This is a genomic window from Stutzerimonas sp. Brlt_14, assembly GCF_051948915.1.
Lineage (GTDB): Bacteria > Pseudomonadota > Gammaproteobacteria > Pseudomonadales > Pseudomonadaceae > Stutzerimonas > Stutzerimonas stutzeri.
Genome location: NZ_JAYJLM010000002.1, coordinates 626,980 through 648,671, shown reverse-complemented (window position 1 = coordinate 648,671; position 21,692 = coordinate 626,980). Strand labels below are relative to the sequence as shown.

Sequence of the window (21,692 nt, the reverse complement as noted above, 5' to 3'; positions counted from 1 at the left end):
TACAGAGCTGAGCATTTTTTAGCCATGCCGAACGTGCCGTTCAGCGGGACGTTGCAGCGACGCCGGCGGTCTGTGCGGGTGGCTGCGGCAGATAGCGCTTGAGCCTGAGCGCCGGCGCTTCGATCAGATGCCAGCACAGCACGGCTGCGGCCAGGCTGGTGATGAAACTCAAGGCCATGAACGGCAGCAGCGGTAGCCGACCATCGCTCCAGTGCATGATCAGCTGCTGGATCGGAAAGGCGAAGATGTACAGGCCGTAGGAGAAGTCGCCGGCCTTGCCGAACCCGGCCAGGCGCGGGATGCGTAGCTGGGCGAGGTAGAGCGTGAGGTAGGGGAGCGTCAGCACGTGGACGAACTCCCACTGGTCGCTGCGCACGAAGATCAGGTTGGCGACCACCATCAGCGTGGCGAGCTTCCAGCTCCACAGGATTCGCTGGCGATACAGGTAGAAGGCCACTCCGGCATAGAAGAACGCTCCCAGTCGGGTGGCCTTGTACAGCAGGTCGCTCTGCACCTCGTAGAGTGGGATCAGCCAGAAATGCGTGACGACCATCAGCAGCAGGCTGATCAGCGCCATGTTGCGACCGAATGCCTTGAGCAGGCCAAGCGTTACCACAGTGGCGTACATCAGCACCTCGTAGGGCAGCGTCCACAGCGAGCCGTTGACCGTGTCCGGGAAGGGATTGCTGGCGAACACGCCGGGCAGGCGGAACTCGGTGATCAGCGCGGCGTTACTCAGGTAGGCGAAGGTGCCGGGTGCACTGAAGTACTCGCCCAGCGGCAGGCGTGTGGCCAGCGGCCCGATCACGAGCACGACGAACAGCACCGAAACGATCAGCGCCGGCATGATGCGCAGCGCCCGCTTGGCGGCGAAGTCCAGCACGCTGCGGCTGTTCAGCCAGGAGGCGGCGATCAGGAAGCCGCTCATGACGAAGAATACGTGCACGGCGATGTCCGCCGAGTCGTAGCTGCCACTGAACAGGCGCAACGGCTCTCGGTGCGCCTGCCCGGCGAGGCCGTAGCTGTGACCGAACACCACCATCGCGGCGGCGAAGAAACGCAGGAAATCGAAGTTGTTGTCTCGGTTCGGCGGGGTGGGCGCGGACATTGGAACCTCCTGTGGGCGTGTTCAACGCAGTGGGAATGTCTGGCTCATCCCCAGCGTGCGGCTTTCGCCGTCACGGATCGCCTGTTCGATCAGCCGCAGTCGTTCCGGCACCTGCTGGCGCCGCGCGACATGACGCAGCAGGCCGAGGAAGATCAGACGGTTCAGGCGGTACAGCCAGGGCGAGGCCGCCCACACATGGGTGTCGAACCAGGCCTGGTTGCGGGCCGTGTAGTAGGCACGGAAGTCCGAATCGCCGAGCAGGAAGGCCTCGTAGATGTTGCGGGTGTGCGCCTTGATGTTCCACGACAGCTCCAGCTCGTCGATCAGCGCATCGGTGACCAGCCGCAGACGGCCACCCATGGCGGTGATGCGGCGGGTGTACTCGGTGTCGTCGGCGTAGAGCACCAGTTCGCGCAACGGCAGACCGATCGCCTGGTACAGGCTGCGATGCGCGAGCATGCCGCCGTAGGGGGCGAACGGCAAGTCGATGGCGCGCGGCGGCGTTCCTTTGGGCCGGCCCCAGGGCAGGCGCCGCCAGAGCTTGTAGGGCAGTTGCGCGACATGGAAGCCGAAATAGCTGGAGCGCGGCTGGATGGCGAAGCGCCGCGGCACGCCGCGAGCGATATCCTCCTGCTGGCTGGGGCGGAAGCCCAGCACCGCGGCATTCTGCAGGCCCACCTCATCGCCCAGCCGCGCCAGTTCCTCATGCAACAGGCGCACGGCGGACGCGGTGGGCGCGTTGTCGTCATCCATCATCCACAGGTATTCGGCGCTTTCTTCGAGCGCGGCCTGCAGGCCTACCGCATAGCCGTTGGCCGAGCCGGTGTTCTGCTCCAGCGGGATGATGCGCACCTGGCCGGGCCAGCGGCTGGTGAGCTGTTCGAGCGGTGCGCGGGAGGCGTTGCTGACCACCACCACGCGGGTAATCTGCTCGAAGGCAAAGGCCTGTTCGATCAGGCGACGCAGGTAGATGAGGCGATCGCCGTAGGTGACCGTGACGATGGTCGTCTGGCGCTTGACCGGCATGTCGCAGGCCATGTCGGCCAGAGCCGGCGTCTGTTGGCGGCACGGTTGAATGCGAGCCTGGTTGTGCATGGTGACGGTCCTCAGCTCTGTTCCGGTGTGGCAAGCGGCGTGTGGTACGCCTCCACCTCGGGCTCGGGTGTTTCTTCCTGCGGGCTGAAGAAGGCGTGGAAGATGCGGATGAAGCCGGAAGGGCTGTCCGGCACGGGAATGAGTTCGGTGTAGGAGTAGCCATCGGCCAGAATCAGCGGAGATCTGGCGGTTCCTTCTGTGCTCATGCTGAGGCTCCTGAGTGGCCGGGCGCTGCGACGCCCATGGTCAGAATGAATAACGTCTGCTGTCCGTCGGGGCATACCAGAACGAGCCGGAGGCTGGCTCGACGACGCGATGGCCCGGATGGCCAGGCGACTGACTGGTGCCCTGGCTGCCGCTGGTGGTGGCGCAGGGCAGCGCTGAATCGTTGGATGACTCGCTGTAGGCGATCGGGCTCGGGCTGCGGGCATTGTCGCAGGACGGCGAGGTGCTGCCCTGAACGTCCGGTATGCCCGCGTCGGCGCTCAGCGACTCGACGATCACCCTGGCCGGATCGACCACCAGCACGAGTGCGAAACCGAGGGCGCGGGTGGCCCTCATCCACTGCTTTACCGTGTTCATCCTTGAAACCTCGTAAATGCGTAGATGAATGGCTGGGTAGGTCGTTCAGGCTTGCTTGATCGGCACCACCGCGGCTGGGTAGAGCGGGGTGCTGGGCTGCGCTGCGGAGCTAAGGTCCTGGCCTTCGAAGCGGGCCTCGCGCACGCGGGCCTCGACGAAGGCGCGGATTTCCTGCTCGAAGCGCTCGCCGGAGAAACGTTCCGAGTTGCTGCGGCAGTTGGCAGGGGTGATGCGTGCGCGATTCGCTTCGAATTCCGCGATGGCGGCAATGATCGAGTCGGTCGTCTGCTCCGGGTAAAACACGCCGGTCGGCTCCGGCTGGTCGAGCCCGCGCACGGTTTCCAGCACCCCGCCGCGGCCATAGGCGATCACCGGCGTGCCGCAGGCCTGAGCCTCGATCGGGGCGATACCGAAGTCTTCCTCGGCGGCGAAGACAAAGCCCTTGGCGCGCTGCATGTGGTGCAGCAGTACCTCGAAGCTCTGATAGCCGAGCAAGGTCACGTTGGGCCCTGCGACTTCGCGTGCCTTGTCCATCTCAGGACCGGTGCCGATGACGATCAAGCGCTTGTCCGGCATCGCGGCGAAGGCCTCGACGATCAGCGGAATCTTCTTGTACGGCACCATGCGCGAGGCGGTCAGATAGAAGTCCTCCTTGGCCTCGTGGAGCGTGAACTGGCGCGTGTCTACCGGTGGGTAGATCACCGTGGACTGGCGCCGGTAGCTCTTGTTGATGCGCCGGCCGATGAAGTGCGAGTTGGCGATGAACTCGTCGACGCCGCTGGCCGTGCGCTGGTCCCACATGCGCATGTAGTGCAGCAGCATGCGCGCGAGCTTGGCCTTGATGCCACGCTCCAGGCTGGCCTCGTGCAGGTACTGGTGCTGCAGGTCCCAGGCATAGCGGATCGGCGAATGCACATAGCTGATATGCAACTGGTTGGGGCCGGTCAGTACGCCCTTGGCCACCGCGTGGCTGCTGGAAATGATCAGGTCGTAGGAGGACATGTCCAGCTGCTCGATGGCCAGCGGCATCAGCGGCAGATACTTCTGGTAGTGCGTCCGCGCCTTCGGCAGCTGCTGGATGAAGGTCGTGGTAGCGCGCTTGCCGCCCAGATGGGCGCGGTCTTCATCGGAGAGGAAGTCGATGACGGCGAACAGGTCGGCCTCCGGCCAGACCGCGCACAAACCGGCCAGCACGCGCTCGGCGCCGGCGTAGGTCACCAGCCAATCGTGAACGATGGCAACTTTCATGGGATGACATCCTTGGTCGAAACGAATGAGCGGCCAGGCCGCGATACGGAAAGCGTTGGTCAGCGGCTGTGCAGACGGCCCAGGGGCAGTACGCCGCGCTGTCCGGTGAGCCGATTGCCGGCGCGCGTCAGCGGGTGCTCGAGCAGGCGGCGGCAGAGCAGGGCGGCTGTGATCGCCAGCGCCAGGCCAAATACCGCGCCGGCACTGGCCGCCAGCGGACCGTTCAGGCCCAGCGTCTGCGTCAACAGCTGGCCCGGGCGCTGCATCGCCGGCAGCAGCAGGTAGAGCGAGCAACTGAGGCTGCCGAACCAGATGAGCAATGGCGCCCGCAGGCGCAGGCGACCGGTGAACAGCAGGAACAGGGCGACGGCCACGGCGTAGCCGAGCAACTGTCCCGGCCAGGCGGCCTGCTGTGCCGAGCCGTCCCGCGCCCAGCCGGCAACGAAAATCACCGGCAGCACCAGCAGGTAAACCCGCAGCGTGTAGCGCGCATATTCACGGGCGCGCCGGCGGGCGTAGCTGCTGGCCTCGTGCTGCACCTCGTAGCGCAACGAGGCGAAGAACATCAGCGACAACACCAGCGGCAGGGTGACCGGCAGCGTCCTGTCGATCAGCTGCTGGGTCAGGGCCAGCAGCAGTGCGGCCGCGAGCAGCACCAGGGCGCAGCCGGCCCGCAGGCTCACGCTGTGCAGCAGGCCGAGCGCATGCAGCAGCAGGCACAGCCCGTAGAACAGCAGAAGGGGCGGCAGGGCGCCGTAGGCGCTCACGGCCTCGAATGCCATGCCTGGGTAGCGGCTCGTCACGCCGGGCAGCCAGGCCGGCAAGCTTGGTAGCAGCACCGCAGTCAGGAGGACCGCCAGCAGATACACCGGCAGCAGGCGCAGCAGGCGCCGGATGGCGAAGCCGCGTCCGTCATTGCCACCTGCATGCAAGGCGGCCGGTACCAGAAAGCCGCAGCCGAACAGCAGCCACAGCGTGGCCACCAGCCAGAGGTCGATGGCCGGCGAGGAACCGGGCTCTGTCAGCAGCGGCAGCGCTACGACATGAACAATCAGAAGGATGGATGCGCCGCCTCGCAGCGCGTCGATGTGCACCAACCGTTCCATGGTCTGCCTCGTTTGACGGATGGAAATGTACGGGCCGGGCATAGGCTCGGCGCTGCTAGGGGCGGTCCGACGACCAGGCGATGAAGGTCGGTGGCTTGCTTCTGCCCATCAGCGTCTCGTCGATCAGCTGGGAAACCGTCTGCGCGGAGCGCTTCCAGGAGTAGCGCTCGACGTTGGCCAGCCCGAGGGTGCGCAGGTCTTCGCGCAGGCCGGCGTCCTGCAGCACGTGGCGCATGCAGCGGGCGATGTCCTCGATGTTCAATGGCTCGAAATACAGGACGCTTTCGCCGAGCACTTCGGGAATCGACGCGGCCCGCGCCGCGATCACCGGGCAGCCACAGGCCTGCGCCTCCAGCGGCGGTATGCCGAAGCCTTCGTAGAGCGACGGAAAGACGAACGCGGTGGCGCCCTGGTATTCGCGCACCAGCTGCTCGTCGTCGAGGCGGCCGAGCACGCGTACCCGGGGATTGCCTTCCAGCCGGTAGTCGTTGCCGGAGAACACCGAGTGGGAGTCGCCGACGATGTGCAGCTCCACCTCGTCGAAGCCTTCCAGGCTGAGGAAGGCGGCGACCATGCGAGCGAAGTTCTTGTGCGCATTGGGCGACGACACGGCGAGCAGATAGGGCCTGCCAGCTGGTGGCTGGTTTCCGGGGGCGGGTGGGCGGAACTTCGCCGACACGGCATTGGGCACTACGCAGATGTTCTCGCTGGGATAACCGTAGTAGCGGGCGATCTCCTTGCGGGAGAAATCGCTGACCGTGATCAGCGCCTTGATGCGCTTGAGCAGCAGCGGTGTGAGCCCCTTGTAGAAACCGCGAAAGGTGCGCGAATAGCTTTCCGGATGGCGCACGTAGGTGATGTCGTGATGGGTCGCGATCTGGTTGCTGTAGATCAGCGGGGCGGTGTTGCACAGCGATACCAGCGGCGGTCGCCCGTTGCGTGCCAGCCACAGCGGCAGATCCAGCTGTTCCCACAGGTGACCGCGGTTGCGTCCGATGCGGCGTACCTGCAGCCGTTCGGCGCTGCCGTTCACGGGCGTGTCCTGAGGCGCGACAAAGGTGAGGTCCTTGCGCATGGCGCCTAACTCCAGGCAGACCTGTTCGGCGAAACGTTGCACGCCGCGGGTTTCCTGGGTCAGGAAGCGAGCGTTGATGACGATCATGGGTCTCTCCTTGCAAAGGGCGATCGCGCGGGCCGGCAGCGCTCGCGCGATGACTGTGACGCAGCGGGTGCGTTGCGTTGTGATTGGCAGCGGGCCAGTGGACCTGGCCCGGTTCTATCGGCCGGCGGCCGAGCGCAAGGCCGGCGCGGCGGCCGGTTGCGCGCAAAGCAGTGGGGCGCTAGTCCTGCACGGCGCGCAGGCTGACGATCTTGGGAAAGCCATCGAGCTTGAGCGTTGTGCGGCAACGACCGCCCCTGCCCGTGCATTCCCAGCGGGCGTTGCTGGTGACACGGCCGTGCTGTGGTTGCGCCGTATCGATCAACGCCACCCGGCCGGGTTGCGGGTCGAGCGCTTCGAGCTCCAGGTTGCGCGGCTTGCCGGCGCTCCAGGCCACCAGCAGTTCGTCTTCACCACGGGCGAAACGCAGCGCCACCACGTCACCGTCGCTGTTCTCGTCGCGGCCGATGAAGCGGTAGTTGGCGACGATATCGCTGACGGCGGTGAGCACGCGGTAGGCCGGCTTCGGCGTGAAGTCCTGGCGGACCAGGCCGAAGTTGTGCTCGCGCTCGGTTCTGTCGGTACCGTCGTTGCGGAAGTCGTACCACCACATGCCGCGGATGCTCGGCAACGTCCTGGCGAGGAAGAACGCCCGTGCCAGGTAGGCCGCCTGCAGGTTCTCGTCGATGCCGCAGGCACCCTGATGCGACGGCCAGGCCATCTCGGTGAGGTAGAGCGGCACGGGCCGTCCCGCGGCGCGGGTCAGCTCCTTGTCCACCTCGGCCATCCAGTCGATCCAGGCTTCCGGGGTGTTGCGTCGCCAGCCGCGGCAATGCACGTAGGGATGCAATGACAGGCCGTCCACCGATTGCATCAGCCCGTTCTCCAGCAGACGCAGGGCGAATCCCGACTCGATGCCCTGGGTGGTCACCGCGCCGGCCAGGACCTTGGCGGCGGGGTCGCGCTGGCGAACGATACCGGCCGCATCGGCGATCAGGCGGGCGTAGTCCTGGGTGAACCTGGGGTCGCGCGGGTCCTCCACGTCCCATTCGTTCCAGATCTCGTAATAGGCCACCTGACCCTTGAAAGCCTCGCTGAGGTGATTGACGTAGCGGTTGAACGCCGCCCGGACCGGCTCGGTGCGGGGTTTTTCGCCGCCGCCGTGGTGCTGGTTGCCATAGCCGAGGATGAACTGGGTGCTCAGGCCGTGACGGGCGGTTTCCTTGAGGTAGCGGTGCCAGGACGGCTCGATCTTCAGCTGGTTCGGCTGGCGCTCGACATAGGCCCAGTGGGCATCGGTGCGCACGGAGGTGATGCCGGCATCGCGCATCATGGCGTAGGCGCGGCCGCTGGGATCACCGCGGTGCAGCTCGTGGGCGCAGACACCGACGACGAAGGGTTCCTCGGTGGTCTGTGCGGCGCTCTGTAGGGATGCACCGAGCAGCCCCCCGAGCAGCAAAGCGTGGAGCAGGGTAGAGCGAATCGTCATGTGGATCATCCGTGATGGTTGATGCTCAGGTCAGGTGTCGCAGTTCCGGCAGCCGTTGCGGGGCGAGACCGCGGGCCGACGCCCGGGCTGGCGTCAGCACGTGGGAAATGGCCAGGCCGAGGAAGAGCGTGGCGGTGGTCACCTCCAGTACGTCCGTGGCCCAGGCCACCAGGCACAGGCAGAAGACGATCGGCAGCAGTGCGTCGCGCAGCCTTGGCCCGCGCTCGTGCAGGCGCAGCATCAGAGGAAAGCAGAGCAGGTAGAGCAACACGCCGAACACGCCGAGCATCCCCCACAGGTACAGCGCGGTGTTATCGGCAATGACCAGCAGCTCCAGGCCTGGCACCGGATAGGCGTGACCGGCACTGCCCACCGCACCGAAGCCCGCGCCCCACCAGCCCCAGCCCTCGCGGAGCATGACGCCGATGAAGTTCGGCCAGCTGTTGATCAGCCGGTCGGCGAACGAGGCGAGCAGCGTGCCGTTGTTGGCCGCATTCGGGTCCAGGCTCAACACCAGGCTGATCGCTGGCAGCATCAGGCCGACCAGCACGGCGATGAGGAAGACCGCGGCGCTGGCGAAGCGATAGGCCGTGAAGATCAGCATCAGCAGCGTCAGTACATAGGCCGCCGCGGTGGACTTGTTGGTGGTCAGCACGATGCCGATCAGGGCCGCGACGTAAAGCAGCAGCCGCAGCAGCCGCGAGCGGATGAATGCGGCGATGAACAGGCTGTAGACCGCGATCATCACCGACAGCGCGGTGGACATGCGGGCGAAACCGCCGATGCGGTCGATGTCGTCGAATGCCCAGGAGCGGTTGGCGCTCAGTTCCACCTCGCCGACCATGTAGCTGTAGCCCTTCCACGGCACGCTGGTCGTCAGGTCGAGGGCGATGCCGACGAACGAGGCGATCAGGCAGAAGCCGATGACCCGTCGCAACAGCCCGAGCCGCAGCTCCAGATGCCGGCCGCAGATCAGGCCGAACAGCAGCGGAATGTAGATGAACAGGCTGAAACCGATGTTATGCAGCTCCGCCCCGTGCATCAGCGCCAGCTGGCTGGATGTCACCAGCCCCAGCATCACCAGCCAGAACAGCGGCCAGCCGCGGTAGCGCAGCAGCTCCAGGCTCAGCGCTGCCAGGCAGGCGACCTTCGGCAGGTACAGCAGCCAGGAGATCCCGGCCATGTCGAAGTAGTAGCGCAGGGCACCGGAGAAGGTTTCAGTCAGCAGCAGCGAGGCGACGACCAGCGTCAACAATGTCGGCTTGTCGAAGGCCAACGGGTTCGAGTCGCGTCGCCGTGGGGTGATCAGCAGGCTCTGGTTCATGGTGAATTCTCGTTCCCTGAAGTGTCTCGTGCAGGATGGACTGGTACTGGTCCAGCATGCGTTCCATATCCAGCAGCGACAGCACGCTGGCTCGTGCCTGGCCGGCGAGGCGCTGGCGCAACCCGCCGTCGATGTAGAGCCAGAGCATGGCGATGCCGAGCGAATCAGGATCGTCGGGCGAGCAGAGCAGGCCGTTGTACTCGTCGCGGATGATCTCCGGCAGGCCGCCCATGTTGCTGGCGATCACCGGCAGGTTGTTGGCGCAGCCTTCGACGGCCACCAGGCCGAACGGCTCGTCCCACAGCGACGGCACCACCAGCACGTCGATGCTCTGCATGAACTCGTCGCTGTCGCAGTAGCCGAGAAAACTGACCTTCTTCGGATCGGCCATGGCCTTCAGCTTGGCCTCGTAATCCAGCTTGCCGCGCCCGGCGATATCCAGCCGGGCGTCGATGTCCAGCCGCTGGAACTGCTCGATCAGCCAGCCGACGCCCTTGTTCTCGGAGAGCGTGCCGATATAGCCGAAACGCAGCGGATGGTTGCTGCGCTGCTTCGGCTTGCTGCCCTGGCCGGGATTGGCTGGCGTGCAGTTGTGCACTACATGGCGGCGGGCGTGGCTGAAGTAGCCTTGCGTGGCGACTCGTTCGAGCACGAAGCGGCTGACACCGACCACGGTGGCAACTTGCGCCGACGCACCGGCGTGGCCGAGGCGGAACACCGAGCACAGGCCGCACTGGCGCTGGCAGCACTTGCCGCGATTGAACATCGTGTCCTTTGGGCAGAGCAGGTACAGGTCGTGCAGTACCTGGACGATCGGCAGACCCGCGGCGGTGATTTCGTCCCAGGCGGAAATCGACCAGCCGGTGAGGTTGTTGCTGACGACGATCTCCGGCTGCTCGCGCTCGATCACGTCGCGTACGTGCAGGCGCATGTCGGCGTTGTAGCGGTCGCGGTAGTGCCAGCCGAGGCGGGCGAGGCGGCTTGGGCGCTGCTGGGTGTAATGCCAGTAGCTGTTCGCCAGATTGGCGCGATAGACCCGCACGCCGTCCTGAATCTGCATGTTCAAGCCGGCGTCCGGGCCGGTGGCCAGCACGGCTACCTCGCAACCGCGGCGCTGCAGCCCCTCGGCCAGATGGCGGAGAATGACTTCTGCGCCTCCGCCGATGTGCGGTGCATAGAACGCATTGAGAAATAGGATCTTCATCGGTTGGCTCGCTGATTGAACCTGTCAGGCTGCTCGCATGGCCCTACGGGCACTCGCCTGGCTCAGGAGTAGGACTGGAGATAACGGGTGGGTACCCGGACCTTCTGCTCACGCTGCAGCAGGTTGAGCAGGATGACGGAGCGTTCTTCGCCGTCGCTGCTGACGAAGATCGCTTCGATGTCGCTGAAGCTGCCCCCGCTGACCTGGACCCGTTCGCCGGGTGAGAACGTCGCCGCCGCCATGGTCTGCGGCTGGGCCAGGCGCTGTCGCAACTGTTCGATCAGCTCGTCGCGTACCGGCGTTGGCTGGCCGCCGAAGCTAACTACGCGGCTGACGCCCCGAGTGGAGCGAATCGGGTACCAGTTGTCGTGAATGCAATCGAGGCGGATGAACAGGTAGCCCGGAAACAGCGCCTCGCCGGACTTGGTCCCCTGTGAGCCGCGCAAGGGCGCAGGCGCCTTGAGCGGGCGGTAGCACTCGAAGTGCTGGCGCTGCAGGTGCTCCTCGGCGCGGGCTTCCTGGCGTGGCTTGGTCTGTATCAGGTACCAGCGTGCGGTATTGCTCGGTGTCATGGGGATGTCCTTCCCTGATTGGCCTGCCCGAATCCCGATGGCAGGCGGAATGTCGTCACGCCAGTGTCAGCGTTGCCCTTTTTTCCTGTCCCTCGACCACGCTGAAGCGCTGCAGCAATTCCTTGATCTCTTCGCGGCTGTTGAACATCAGCACGTCGATGATCGACAGCGACGGCACGAACGGATGCTTGAGCTGCGCGTAGGTGACCTCATCCATGCGCAGGAAGCGCAGCAGCAGGCCGTCGGCGCGGAAGCGGGCAGGGCAGTACAGCTCCATGCCGCCGATGGGGTTGAGGTAGAGCTCGCCGTCCATGCGATGGGTGATCTGGATGACGCGGTCCTGCATGTCCATCTTCGCCGGCAAGCCGAGGCTGGAGCCGCGGTAGATCAGCGTGCGGATGTTCAGGTAGGCGCAGAGGCAGCGCAGCGAGTTTTCGGTGAACAGCGCCAGATTGCGTTCCGGGCACTGCAGGATGCCGCGGATCAGCGGCAGCACCGCGTCGCGCTGGGGTGCCTTGGCGTAGCAACGCTCGAGGGTCAGCATCAGCCCCGCGGCTTCCTTGTCGAAGTCGTCGCAGAGCCAGCGCTCGTTGATGCGCTCGGTCTGGTGGCCCTTCTTCAGCGGGAAGCTGATGAGCTTGGGTTGGCCATTGACGAGAATCCGGTTGCGGTTCATCCAGGAGCCCCTGACGAATTGCAGGTCGTCACCCAGCACGAACACGTTGCTGAGTGCGATCAACTGAAAATAGCCCAGGTAGGGAAATAGGTAGGGCTGCATCATCGAGACGGTTCTGAGCACGGTGCACCTCCTTGTCTGGCGATCAGGCTTGCTGGGTGTAGGTGTAATAGCCGTAGGCGCCACTGTCGTACGGCGAGGTCGAGGCCTTGCGCTTCACGGCATTGAGGATCACGCCCTTGAGCAGCACGCCGTTCTGCGCGAGCCGCCGCTTGGATGCATCGATCTGCGAGCTGGTGCTGAGGCCGAAGCGGGCCACCAACAGGTTGGTGCCCGACTGCTGGGCGACCAGTACGGCGTCGGTCACCGCGAGCACCGGCGGCGTATCGATGATGATGAAGTCGTAGAGCTTTTCCGCTTCACGCAGCAGGCGGGAGAAGTTGTCGTGCATCAGCAGTTCGGACGGATTCGGCGCGGAGAACCCGGCGGAGATGAAGTGCAGGTTCTTCTGCTCGGTGCGGTTGGTGATCTCCGCCAGGTTCAGGCCACTGGCCAGTGCATCCGACAGCCCGTGACGCGGCGCCATGCCGAACAGCGTGTGCAGGTAGCCGCGGCGCATGTCGGCATCGATCAGCAGCACGCGCTGGCCGGTCTGCGCGATCACCGCAGCAAGGTTGCTGGACACGAACGACTTGCCAACCGAAGGGGTCGGGCTGGTGATCATCAGCACTTTGTTGCGCGCCTCGAGCATGGCGAACTTGAGGCTGGTACGCAGGCTGCGCAGCGATTCGACGGCCAGGTCGGTCGGCTCGGTGAGGCTGAGCAGCCGGGTTTTGCCGTCGCGGCTCTTGCGGCTGCGGTTCAGCTGATCCTGCGAAGCACTGTAGGGCAGGCCGGCATAGACCGGCACGCCAAGCTTCTCGATCACGTCCGGGCTTTCCACACCGCGGTAGAAGGCCTGGCGCAGCAGGATGACTGCCGCCGAGACGAGCAGGCCGACGAAGATCGCGATGGCCACCACCAGCGGTTTGACCGGTTTCGACGGCTTCTCGATCATCGAGTAGGCGTTGTCGATGATGCGCACGTTGCCGATGGTGCCGGCGCGCAGGATGTCTTGCTCCTGTGCCTGGTTCATCAGCAGCGTGTAGGTCTGGGTCGTGACTTCCATGTCACGTTGGAGGCGTAGCAACTCCTGCTGCGTCATGGGGAGGGCGTCGACCTTCTTCAGCAGCTGTGCCTTTTGCGCCTGCAGCTCGTTCATCTGGGTGATCAGCGTGCGATAGGTCGGGTGCTCGCGGGTATAGAGGCGGTCGTACTCCACGCGCTTGAGCGACAGTTCGGATATCTGCGTTTCCAGCGCGACGATCTGGTCCAGCACGCCCTTGGTCTCGATGCTGATATCCACCGACTTGGAGCTGGTCTGGTAGGCATTCAGCGCGGCTTCGGCCTTCTCCAGCTCCTTGCGTACCTGAGGTAGTTGAGAGCGCAGGAAGTCCAGGCGCTGGGCCGCCTCGGCGGAGCTGCGTTGGATGTTCTGGCTGACGTACAGACGGCTGATTTCGTCCAGCACGCGGCTGGCCAGCTGCGGGTCGGGATCTTCCAGCGACATGTAGATGATCCCCGAATCCTTGCCGGCCTCGCCGACCTTCAGGCGATCCTGGTAGTCCAGCGCAGTGGTCTGCGGGCGATTTCTGACCAGCCTGAACTCGGTGCCCGGACGAGCCTCGAGTTCGGCGATCTGCACCTTGAAGCCCTGGGTTTCCACGGCCTGGTTGACCTGGCCGCGGAGGATCAGCTGCTCCTCGTCGTCATACAGGCTGTAGTTACCGGCCGTGCCGGCTACCAGGGTGAGGTCCATGCCCAGATAGGCCTCGGGTACGTCGAGCTGGAAGACGTCGAGCTTCTCGCCGCCCCAGGCAAAGGCGGTCAGCCCGAACAGGGGCTTGGCCAGCGCGCCGTCGGTTGCCGGGTCATGCTGACGGGCCATGTAGCCGCCGATCAGCGGAAACTGCCGCGGCTTGGCGACGATGTAGAGCTTGAGTTCCTCGACAGCCTTGCCGAGCACTGCGCGGGATTTGAGCAGGGAGATTTCAGTGACCGCCTGGGACACCGAATCCGGCCGGGCCGATATTTCCGGCACGCCGGTGATCGCGGCTTTTTTCGGTTCGATCTGGATCATCGCGGTCGCCTGGTAGATCGGCGTGGCGATCAGGGCATAGAGCACGCCCAGTGCAGCGAAAAAGCCGGTAATGGTGATGATCAGCGCCTTGTGATCGTAGGCGGTGCGCATTATTCCGGCGAGGTCGATGCGGTTGTCCGCGTCATATTCCAGCGAAGAGCGGGTCAAGGCAGTCATTGGGAATCCTTCCTCATGGTGCGTTTTTGCAAAGAAGCGGGGTCGGGCTGATCAGCTCCTGGCCAGCCGTGGGCTCAACCGGCGCAGCAGGTTGAGGCTGATGTTCTGGGCGATGGTTGAAAGCGCCTGAATCTTGCTGAACGGCGAGATCAGCGACAGGCACTCGCCGAACACCTGGATCAGGAAGTACTCGTAGAGCGCGTTGTTGCCGATGCGGTTGTAATAGCTTGCCAGCGAATAGTGGGCGTGCATGGCCATCTGGATGCGCTGCCGGCTCGGCTGCATGGAGAAGATGCCACCCTCGTGCACCCGGTAGGCGGCGGGGCTGATGCCTTCCATGAACTTGCCTTTGCCGTAGGCGCCGAGCAGCGACCACCAGCAGATATCCAGCACTTTCACGCCGAGCAGTTCCGGCGGAAGTTCCTGAATCAGGTTGCGAAAGCACACCGTCAGCGTCGACAGCGGACGGCCCTGCATCAGTTCCAGCGCAGTGGCGTCCTTGCGCAGCTTTCCGGTCAGCTGCGGGCTCTGGATGATGCCCTGGCTGTTGAACATGAACGCATCGTGATAGGTGATCACGTAGTCACGATGCTGCTCGAGAAAGTCCACCTGCTGCTGCAGCTTGGTCGGATCGGTCCAGTAGTCGTCGCCTTCGCAATAGGCGATGTATTTGCCCCCCGCACGGGCGAACAGCCGCGTGCTGAATGGCACGCCGAGGCTGAACTGATTCTGCGTCTGGTAGATCGGCTTGATGATGCTGGGGTAGCGCGCCGCGTAGTCGGCGATGATCGCGGCGGTGGTGTCAGTCGAGGCGTCGTCGTGGACGATCACCTCGAAAGGGAAATCCGTTTCCTGCTGGAGGAAGCTCTCCAGCGCCTTCCTTATAAAAGATGCGTGGTTGTAGGCCAGGCAGACGACGCTCAGCAGCGGTTCGGTCTTGCCGCCCCAACGTTCAATCAAGGCTTGCTCGCTCTTCAATTCCATTTTTGGATGCTCGCTTGGTGATGAGTAGATGAAGCTTGAGTAGCAGTGATTTCGAGGTCGCCGCGACCAGCAGCAGGCAGATGAACCCGCTTACGGCCAGCGCGATCAGAATGTCGAAGCGGTTGTCGCTGACGATCAGCAGGAACAGCGGCTCGCCCAGTGCCACGCCGATCACGGTCGCGGCGGTAATCCGCAACATGTCTCGTGCCCAGACGCCCTGCAGGCCCGGAGCAAAGCGCCGGTGCACCACCGGTGGCCAGATCACGAAGGTCGCCAGGCGCAGGAAGAACCACGCCAGTGCGGCACCGTAGGCACCGTGGGCAAGCGCTGCGTAGATCACGATCGGCATGCTGATGGCGGTGGAAACCACGCTGTACCAGATGTGCAGGCGCAGCTGGCCGTAGGCGTACTGCAGGTAGAACTGGAAGGCACCGACCGCCATCAGTGCGCTGCCCGGCACGTACCAGAACAGCATTCGTTCGCTCCATTGGGCAGCGGCAGCATCGCCAGTCCAGGCGTAGATCAGCGCCTGACCGTGCCAGGCGATCACCGCAGCGATGGGAAACAGCACGCTGCAGACGAAGCGGGTGGCGTTCAGGTACAGCCGCTCCATCTCGGCGATTCGCCCTTCGGCCACGAGCATGGTCATGCGCGGCAACAGCGTCTGCACCAAGGGGTTGGTCAGAGTCATGATGCCGGTGGTGATCAGCGCCACCAGCGAGAAGTAGCCGTACTCCTTGAGCAGCAGCACCTTGGAAAGCAGCACTTTGTCCAGCTGGGTCAGCACGATCCACAGCAGCGAGGTGAAGAACATGCCGCCGGCAAATGGCAGCACCGGCTTGACCACGCGCCAGTCGATGCCGGTGAGCAAACGTGGGCTGGCCAGTTGCACATAAGCCTTGCTGGCGAAGGCGAGCGTTTCCACCAGGGCGACGGCCGTCTGGAACAGGAAGAAGTCCAGCGGATCTTGCGACACGAGGGCGACCAGAATCAGGCCACCGAAGTAACGCAGGGTAGCGATCAGTACGTTCGCTGCGTTCAGCCAGCCGTGCAGCTCGACGCCCTGCAGTCCGCTTTTGTACAGGGTTGCATAGAGCCTCAGCCCGACCATCAGGCCCATCAGGCTGATGCATTGCATGATGGTGCCGGTACCCAATTCGCGGGCCTGCAGCCAGGTTCCAGCGATCCAGCCGCTGCTCAGGTAGATCGCCACGCAGGTCGCCAGCGCAATCGGTAGCAACAGCAGCTCGAACGAGCGCAGAAGGCGCCCGGCGGGGCCGGGCGCGGCGGACAGGTCGCCCTGCCCGCGGTACTGCGCGACCTGTCGGACCAGTGCAGGCGACATCCCGGCATCGAGTAACTGCAACCAGGCCTGGAGCACCGCGAAGAAACCAATCAGGCCGTAGGCTTCGGCGCCGAGGTGCTTCAGGTAGAACGGCAGGATCATAATGCCGACAAGCAGGGCATACGCCTGCCCGAGGTAGTTCAGGCTGGTGTTGCGGATCACCGATAACCGCTTGGGATCTGACATGGGTTATTGCTGGCCTCCGGATGTCAGGGGCATGCGCGGGTAGTCGGCGCCCGGCAGGCGCTCCGCGGCGTTGAACAGCCCGAACGCTTCGGCAAGGGGCTGGAACAGCGTGCGGCTCGACTGCTCGCTGTGGATTGCCTCCTGGATCAACGTCTGCATGACCTTCTCCTGCACCTTGCGCGGCAGCCCGGGATAGATCGGCAGGCACAGGACCTTGCGACTCAACGCTCGCGAGCGTGGTTGTGGTACCTGCGGCTGCAGATGGTCGAGCGTGTCCAGCGAGGGGTAGAAGTAGCGGCGGGGGTTGATGCCGTTCTCGTTCAGTTGCGAGCGGCAGCGCAGCAGCTGGCTTTCGTCGGCAAGGGCAACGGGAAAATAGCTGTAGTTGCACTGGGATTCGGGCTGCGGTCGTTGCAGCTCGAAATGCTCGCCGAGGCGCCGCTCGTAGCGATGGCCGATCTCCGCCCGGCATTCGAAAATCAGCTCGATGTCGTCGAGTACGCACATGCCCATCGCGGCAGAGAACTCGTTGAGCTTGGCGTTGATGCCGATGCCTTCGATCTGGTCGGTGTCGACGATGCCGAAGTTGCAGAGCAGACGGATGCGATCGGCCAGCGCGTCGTCGTTGGTGACGATGGCGCCACCCTCGATGGTGTGAAACAGCTTGGTCGCATGGAAGCTCAGCGTGCTGATATCGCCCCAGTCGTAGACCGACCGCCCCTTGTGACGAACGCCGAACGCATGGGCGCCGTCGTAGACGACCCTCAGATTGTTCTTGCGCGCGATCTGCTCGATGCGTTCGACATCGCAAGGATTGCCGAATACGTGCGTCGCGACGATGGCGGAGGTGTTGGGCTGGATATTTCGCTCGATCTGTTCCGGGTCCAGATTCCAGGTCGCCGGATCGATGTCGGCGAAGATCGGCTTGATGCCTTCCCATTGCAGCGAGCTGGTGGTGGCAACGAAGCTGAAGGGGGTGGTGATGGCGCTGCCGGTCAATCCCAGCGCTCGATAGGCAATCTGCAGCGCGATGGTGCCGTTGTTGGTGAGGATGATGTTCCTCACCCCGAGGTAGTCCTTGAGTCGTTGCTCGAGTGCAGTCACTAACGGTCCGTTGTTGGTGAGCCAGCCGGTGTTGTAGATCCTGTCAATGTAAGCCTTGAGCTTGTTTTTGCTGCCCAGGTACGACTTGGTCACGTTGATCATGGTGATTTCCTTATCGAAGCTCAGCCGCCCCCGAATGGCATTCGGGGGTTATCGCTGGGTGCTACAGATGCGCGCTCAGACAGGTTGATGCGCGCCGATCGCACTAGCCCGCCGTGCCCTGCGTTGGTTGTGTCTGAGGATCATTCGGGTCATCAGGCTGCCGGCGTGGGGATCGCCGTAGTGGAAGATCGCGGTAGCGCGCAGCTGCGCCGGATCACAAGGCTCGTTGGCATGCAGGGATCGGTAACCCCAGAACAGGTAGAGATTGCCGGGTACCAGCTGCAGGCGCTGTGGCTTGAGCAGCCCGAGGCCTATCGCGCGGCTAATCAGTTTGCGGCTCAACTTGTTCTGCAGCAGTGCTTTCTCCACCACGTTGACCAGCACGTACTTGCGAAGCTTGCGCAGGTTGGGAAATACCAGCAGGTCGCCGCGCTGGTCGCCGTCCTGCGGGATTTCCACCGGCAGCAGTGCCGTAACCAGCGAAGCGTCGTAGTGGAAGCAGTTCGACTCCTTGCGTCCTGTCTGCCCCTGCACGCATCGCATCACCAGGTAGATGCGCTTGCTTGGCGCCGCCTTGCCCGCGCCGAGCTGGTAAACGTCGTCCAGCAGCGACTGGAACTCCGGCGCGCTGCTCAACGTGGCAAGTAACGAGCCCGCTACCTGTTCACCGTCATGATGAGCAAAATATTCACCATGATGCTGTCGAGCCTGCTCGTGAACCTGCTCGCGCAGTTGAGTTAGTTGCAGATTGTTCAAGTAGCCGGGTATGCAGGCGTAGCCATTCTGATTGATATCCCGCGCAATCAATGCCTTGTCCTGATCTTCCGTTCCATAAAAGATCGTTGACACTGTAGTTCTCCCTGCGCAAAGGCGAGGCGAAACGGTTTGTCGAGCCGCAGCTACTACACGCTGCTGCTGGTCGGCGTTCTGAGTGGAAATAAAGAATTACGGCGTAATGCCTGGGCAGTAGGTTTTAGCCTGTGGCAAAAGTTAATACCGATCTAGAATATTTTTTATTAGACAAAGCTACCGCCATCGACTTGTTTATATGTCGAGTTGAATAACTTATACGTAATTCCCCGTCATCTGCGATCGGTAGCGTCCGCGTGCGGCTTTGAAAGAATCGGGCATGGCTACCGCACTCCGGGCACTCTGCGAGCCCCGATTCTCTCAATGCTTGTGGCGAACGAGCCTGCATCGCTTTACTAAAAGCGATACTAATCAGGCAGGGGATTTAACTCTTGCGCCGCAAAACTTGACCTGTCCAGTTGGTCTTAAACTGGTTTGCAACGTATTGCTCCCTGTTGCGACTATATATCCGTCATAACGTGAACCAAGTCAAGCCAGGGAGCCAAAAAAAAGTTGCGGATGGGGATCGCGAGGTGTTTAGGAGAGCCAACTTATTGAGTTGAAAAGAGTTTTGTTTTTGACGCGGGCTGGCCTAGGGCTATCATGAATGGTTATAGCGAATGTGGTAATTAGCTTCGGATAAAGAGTTAATTCTACGGACCCGTTGTTACAAGACGCGGCTGACTGGCCGAAAGAGGGGGCGCGCTTGTCTGTCCGTGACAAAAAAGACGCGCAAACGAAAAAGGCCACTCGTCTGAGTGGCCTTTTCGTGATTTGGTTGCGGGAGCCGGATTTGAACCGACGACCTTCGGGTTATGAGCCCGACGAGCTACCAGACTGCTCCATCCCGCGTCTGTGGGGCGCATTCTACAGCCTGATTACTCGATGTCAATCAAAAGGAAGGAAAAAGCGTATTTCATTCAAAAGGTTAGCGATTCATGCGAGGTCTGGTGCCAACACGAGCGCCTCAGAGTTTTGCGCGCACAAAAAAGGCCACTCATCTGAGTGGCCTTTTAAATTGGTTGCGGGAGCCGGATTTGAACCGACGACCTTCGGGTTATGAGCCCGACGAGCTACCAGACTGCTCCATCCCGCGACGCGCATTCTACAGCTTTAAACGCGGCTGTCACGGGTTTATTTGAAATCAGATGGAAATACCGGTCAGGCGTGCCATGAGGGCAGGGTGCCGGGAGCTGCTGGCTGGTGTGGCAGACACTGTTTGCTTGCCGGGCGAGCCTGCGGCGGGTGATGGCGACGAGCGATCCTCGTCATGCCCCAGAGCATGGAGAGCGCTACCGACAGCCAACCCAGGATCATCATCAGGAGTATCAGCGCAGGTTCCATCTGGAGCTTCCTCTTTGAATCCAATATTCGTCCTTGTGGTTGTTACCCCGCTCGCTGAAAGCGGTTCCGGCATGCCATCGGTCGCTCGCCGGCGCACTCGTTGGAATCGCCGCTGCCCAAGTATCAAGTGGATGATGCGGAGGTGTCGGACATGCGTATTCAGCTTGGTGTGCTGGTTGCAGCGCTTGCTTCAACAGTCAGCGCGCAGGATCTGAAATTACCGTTCGCTGATATCCCGTTGGCTCAGAACACGGGCGCGGCGGATCGCGGCGCCGCCGGCAATGGCTCGATGGGCATTGGCGACGGTATCGACTATCTGGAGGATGACCAGGGCCAGTCTGAGGCAGGTGACGCATCCTCCAAGAAGCCAGCGGCGGAGCAGTACGACGACACGGCCGAACCCGGCCATGGTGGCAATGAGACCGACATGGAGCACCGTCGCCGTCCCAAATTGGAAAGACGTAGTGATTAACGCAGTCGTTCAGCGATAGGAGGTAGCCATGAATCGGGCACTCACAGCGGTAACAGTATTGCTTCTGGCGGGTTCTGCGGGGGCGTACGCCGGTTCGGCGGAGAACGCCGATGACACTCGTCGTCCGGGAGCTGCAAACGAAAGCTCGGTTGAATCGAGCGAGCGTTCCGACCAGCACAGCGAAAAGTCGGAAGGCCATGACAGTCGGGACCACAAGGCGCAGCAGGGCAGTGACCTGGGCACCATGGGAACGGGCAATACCGGAACCACAGGCGGCATGGGTGCTACCACGGGAACCGACACCATTGGCGGGACCATCGAAGAATAGCCCGCTACCGGCCACGCAACATTCATAAAGCGGTCGGGCATCCGTACAATGCCCAACCTTTCAACATCTATTGGCTTGGTATGCAGATCGCTTTGGCGCCCATGGAGGGGCTGGTCGACGAAATCCTTCGCGACGTTCTGACTCGGATGGGTGGGGTCGACTGGTGCGTCACCGAGTTCATCCGAGTCTCTGATCGTCTGCTGCCGCAAAGCAGCTTTCGCAAACTTGCACCCGAATTGCAGGCTGGCGCCGTTACTCGCGCCGGAACCCCTGTGCGCGTTCAAATATTGGGCTCCGATCCTGCCTGTCTGGCTGATAACGCTGCCTATGCCTGCTCACTGGGTGCGCCTGCTATCGATCTGAATTTCGGCTGCCCGGCCAAGACGGTAAACAAATCGCGCGGTGGGGCCATCCTGCTCAGGGAGCCTGATTTGCTGCACGCCATCCTCTGTGAGGTACGGCGAACTGTGCCGGCGCACATCCCGGTCACCGCCAAGATGCGCCTGGGTTTCGACAGCCCGGACGGTGCACTTGATTGCGCTCGGGCGTTGGTCGACGGCGGGGCGGAGCAGCTGGTGGTGCATGCGCGAACGAAGGTCGAGGGCTACAAGCCGCCGGCTCATTGGGAGTGGGTGGCTCGCGTGCAGGAAGTGGTCTCGGTGCCGGTTTACGCCAATGGCGATATCTGGTCCCTGGAAGACTGGCGTCGCTGTCGAGAGGTCAGCGGTGCGGAGAACATCATGCTGGGTCGCGGCCTGGTTTCGCGGCCAGATCTGGCACGGCAGATCGCCGCAGCCAAACAGGGGCAAAACATCGCCGAGATGAGCTGGGCAGAGTTCCAGCCCATGCTGGTCGACTTCTGGCAGCAGGCGCGAGGCAAGATCGCACCACGCTATGCGCCCGGCAGACTGAAGCAGTGGCTGGCGCTGCTTACGCGCAATTACCCCGAGGCGGTGGCGCTTTTTGCCGCGCTGCGTCGGGAGAACGATTGCGCGCGGATCGACGCGATGCTTGGCGTCGATACTGTCGGTATTCCGGTGGCGGCGCTGGGTTAGGCCG

Annotated in this window: 20 protein-coding genes and 2 tRNA genes; 3 read left to right on the top strand and 19 right to left on the bottom strand. The window is 63.2% G+C overall.

The features are described from left to right. Positions 1–40: 40 nt before the first annotated feature. The 19 genes from VF716_RS06850 to VF716_RS06760 all read right to left on the bottom strand — a co-directional run bounded on the left by VF716_RS06850 (position 41) and on the right by VF716_RS06760 (position 19,585). Positions 41–1,108: an acyltransferase family protein gene (locus VF716_RS06850; protein ID WP_440552338.1), complete on the bottom strand. Its 1,068-nt coding sequence runs from the start codon at positions 1,106–1,108 to the stop codon at positions 41–43. Between the two features lie 21 nt (positions 1,109–1,129). Further along, the gene (locus VF716_RS06845; RefSeq protein WP_125872600.1) at positions 1,130–2,203 is read right to left on the bottom strand and encodes a glycosyltransferase; all 1,074 of its coding nucleotides are present in this window, start codon (positions 2,201–2,203) and stop codon (positions 1,130–1,132) included. Positions 2,204–2,214: 11 nt separating this feature from the next. Continuing rightward, positions 2,215–2,409 carry a hypothetical protein gene (locus tag VF716_RS06840; RefSeq protein ID WP_013982496.1) on the bottom strand — a complete coding sequence of 65 codons (195 nt, stop codon included), beginning with the start codon at positions 2,407–2,409 and terminating at the stop codon, positions 2,215–2,217. Between the two features lie 40 nt (positions 2,410–2,449). Then, entirely contained in the window at positions 2,450–2,785 is a 336-nt protein-coding gene (locus VF716_RS06835) for a hypothetical protein (protein ID WP_125872601.1), read from the bottom strand. 45 nt (positions 2,786–2,830) lie between these two features. Next, positions 2,831–4,033 carry a glycosyltransferase family 4 protein gene (locus tag VF716_RS06830; protein WP_125872602.1) on the bottom strand — a complete coding sequence of 401 codons (1,203 nt, stop codon included), beginning with the start codon at positions 4,031–4,033 and terminating at the stop codon, positions 2,831–2,833. Between the two features lie 59 nt (positions 4,034–4,092). Beyond that, a complete protein-coding gene (locus tag VF716_RS06825) occupies positions 4,093–5,139 on the bottom strand; it encodes an acyltransferase (protein ID WP_079328711.1) in 1,047 nt (348 codons plus the stop codon). A 55-nt stretch (positions 5,140–5,194) separates the two neighbouring features. Continuing rightward, positions 5,195–6,301, bottom strand: a complete 1,107-nt coding sequence (locus VF716_RS06820; protein ID WP_440552335.1) for a glycosyltransferase family 4 protein — start codon at positions 6,299–6,301, stop codon at positions 5,195–5,197. A gap of 178 nt (positions 6,302–6,479) precedes the next feature. Beyond that, entirely contained in the window at positions 6,480–7,787 is a 1,308-nt protein-coding gene (locus tag VF716_RS06815) for a hypothetical protein (protein ID WP_172883657.1), read from the bottom strand. Between the two features lie 25 nt (positions 7,788–7,812). Next, positions 7,813–9,111, bottom strand: coding sequence for a hypothetical protein (locus VF716_RS06810; RefSeq protein WP_440552333.1), 1,299 nt, complete (start codon positions 9,109–9,111; stop codon positions 7,813–7,815). Further along, the gene (locus VF716_RS06805) at positions 9,005–10,315 is read right to left on the bottom strand and encodes a glycosyltransferase family 4 protein (RefSeq protein ID WP_440552331.1); all 1,311 of its coding nucleotides are present in this window, start codon (positions 10,313–10,315) and stop codon (positions 9,005–9,007) included. The genes VF716_RS06810 and VF716_RS06805 overlap by 107 nt, the downstream gene beginning before the upstream one ends. A 62-nt stretch (positions 10,316–10,377) precedes the next feature. Then, on the bottom strand, positions 10,378–10,887 hold the full coding sequence (rfaH, locus tag VF716_RS06800) for a transcription/translation regulatory transformer protein RfaH (protein ID WP_003285530.1): 510 nt from the start codon (positions 10,885–10,887) through the stop codon (positions 10,378–10,380). Positions 10,888–10,942: 55 nt separating this feature from the next. Further along, entirely contained in the window at positions 10,943–11,686 is a 744-nt protein-coding gene (locus tag VF716_RS06795; protein ID WP_440552329.1) for a WbqC family protein, read from the bottom strand. Positions 11,687–11,708: 22 nt separating this feature from the next. Next, positions 11,709–13,919, bottom strand: a complete 2,211-nt coding sequence (locus tag VF716_RS06790; RefSeq protein WP_440552327.1) for a polysaccharide biosynthesis tyrosine autokinase — start codon at positions 13,917–13,919, stop codon at positions 11,709–11,711. Between the two features lie 51 nt (positions 13,920–13,970). Next, positions 13,971–14,903 (bottom strand): glycosyltransferase family 2 protein, encoded by a 933-nt coding sequence (locus tag VF716_RS06785; RefSeq protein ID WP_003301339.1) that lies wholly within the window; start codon positions 14,901–14,903, stop codon positions 13,971–13,973. After that, on the bottom strand, positions 14,872–16,434 hold the full coding sequence (locus VF716_RS06780) for a lipopolysaccharide biosynthesis protein (RefSeq protein ID WP_003301341.1): 1,563 nt from the start codon (positions 16,432–16,434) through the stop codon (positions 14,872–14,874). The genes VF716_RS06785 and VF716_RS06780 overlap by 32 nt, the downstream gene beginning before the upstream one ends. Before the next feature lie 3 nt (positions 16,435–16,437). Then, positions 16,438–17,640 carry a DegT/DnrJ/EryC1/StrS family aminotransferase gene (locus tag VF716_RS06775; protein WP_125460472.1) on the bottom strand — a complete coding sequence of 401 codons (1,203 nt, stop codon included), beginning with the start codon at positions 17,638–17,640 and terminating at the stop codon, positions 16,438–16,440. A gap of 75 nt (positions 17,641–17,715) precedes the next feature. Continuing rightward, a complete protein-coding gene (locus VF716_RS06770; protein ID WP_036999343.1) occupies positions 17,716–18,489 on the bottom strand; it encodes a hypothetical protein in 774 nt (257 codons plus the stop codon). Positions 18,490–19,264: 775 nt separating this feature from the next. After that, positions 19,265–19,341, bottom strand: a tRNA-Met gene (locus tag VF716_RS06765). A gap of 167 nt (positions 19,342–19,508) precedes the next feature. Further along, a tRNA-Met gene (locus VF716_RS06760) sits at positions 19,509–19,585 on the bottom strand. 399 nt (positions 19,586–19,984) lie between these two features. On the opposite strand from VF716_RS06760, the gene VF716_RS06755 reads away from it, so the two are divergent. The 3 genes from VF716_RS06755 (at position 19,985) to VF716_RS06745 (ending at position 21,688) form a co-directional block, all read left to right on the top strand. Continuing rightward, positions 19,985–20,305 (top strand): hypothetical protein, encoded by a 321-nt coding sequence (locus tag VF716_RS06755; protein ID WP_125460480.1) that lies wholly within the window; start codon positions 19,985–19,987, stop codon positions 20,303–20,305. 28 nt (positions 20,306–20,333) lie between these two features. Further along, positions 20,334–20,633 carry a hypothetical protein gene (locus tag VF716_RS06750; protein WP_044315759.1) on the top strand — a complete coding sequence of 100 codons (300 nt, stop codon included), beginning with the start codon at positions 20,334–20,336 and terminating at the stop codon, positions 20,631–20,633. Between the two features lie 80 nt (positions 20,634–20,713). Then, positions 20,714–21,688, top strand: coding sequence for a tRNA dihydrouridine synthase (locus tag VF716_RS06745; protein WP_125460470.1), 975 nt, complete (start codon positions 20,714–20,716; stop codon positions 21,686–21,688). The last annotated feature ends 4 nt before the right edge of the window (positions 21,689–21,692 follow it).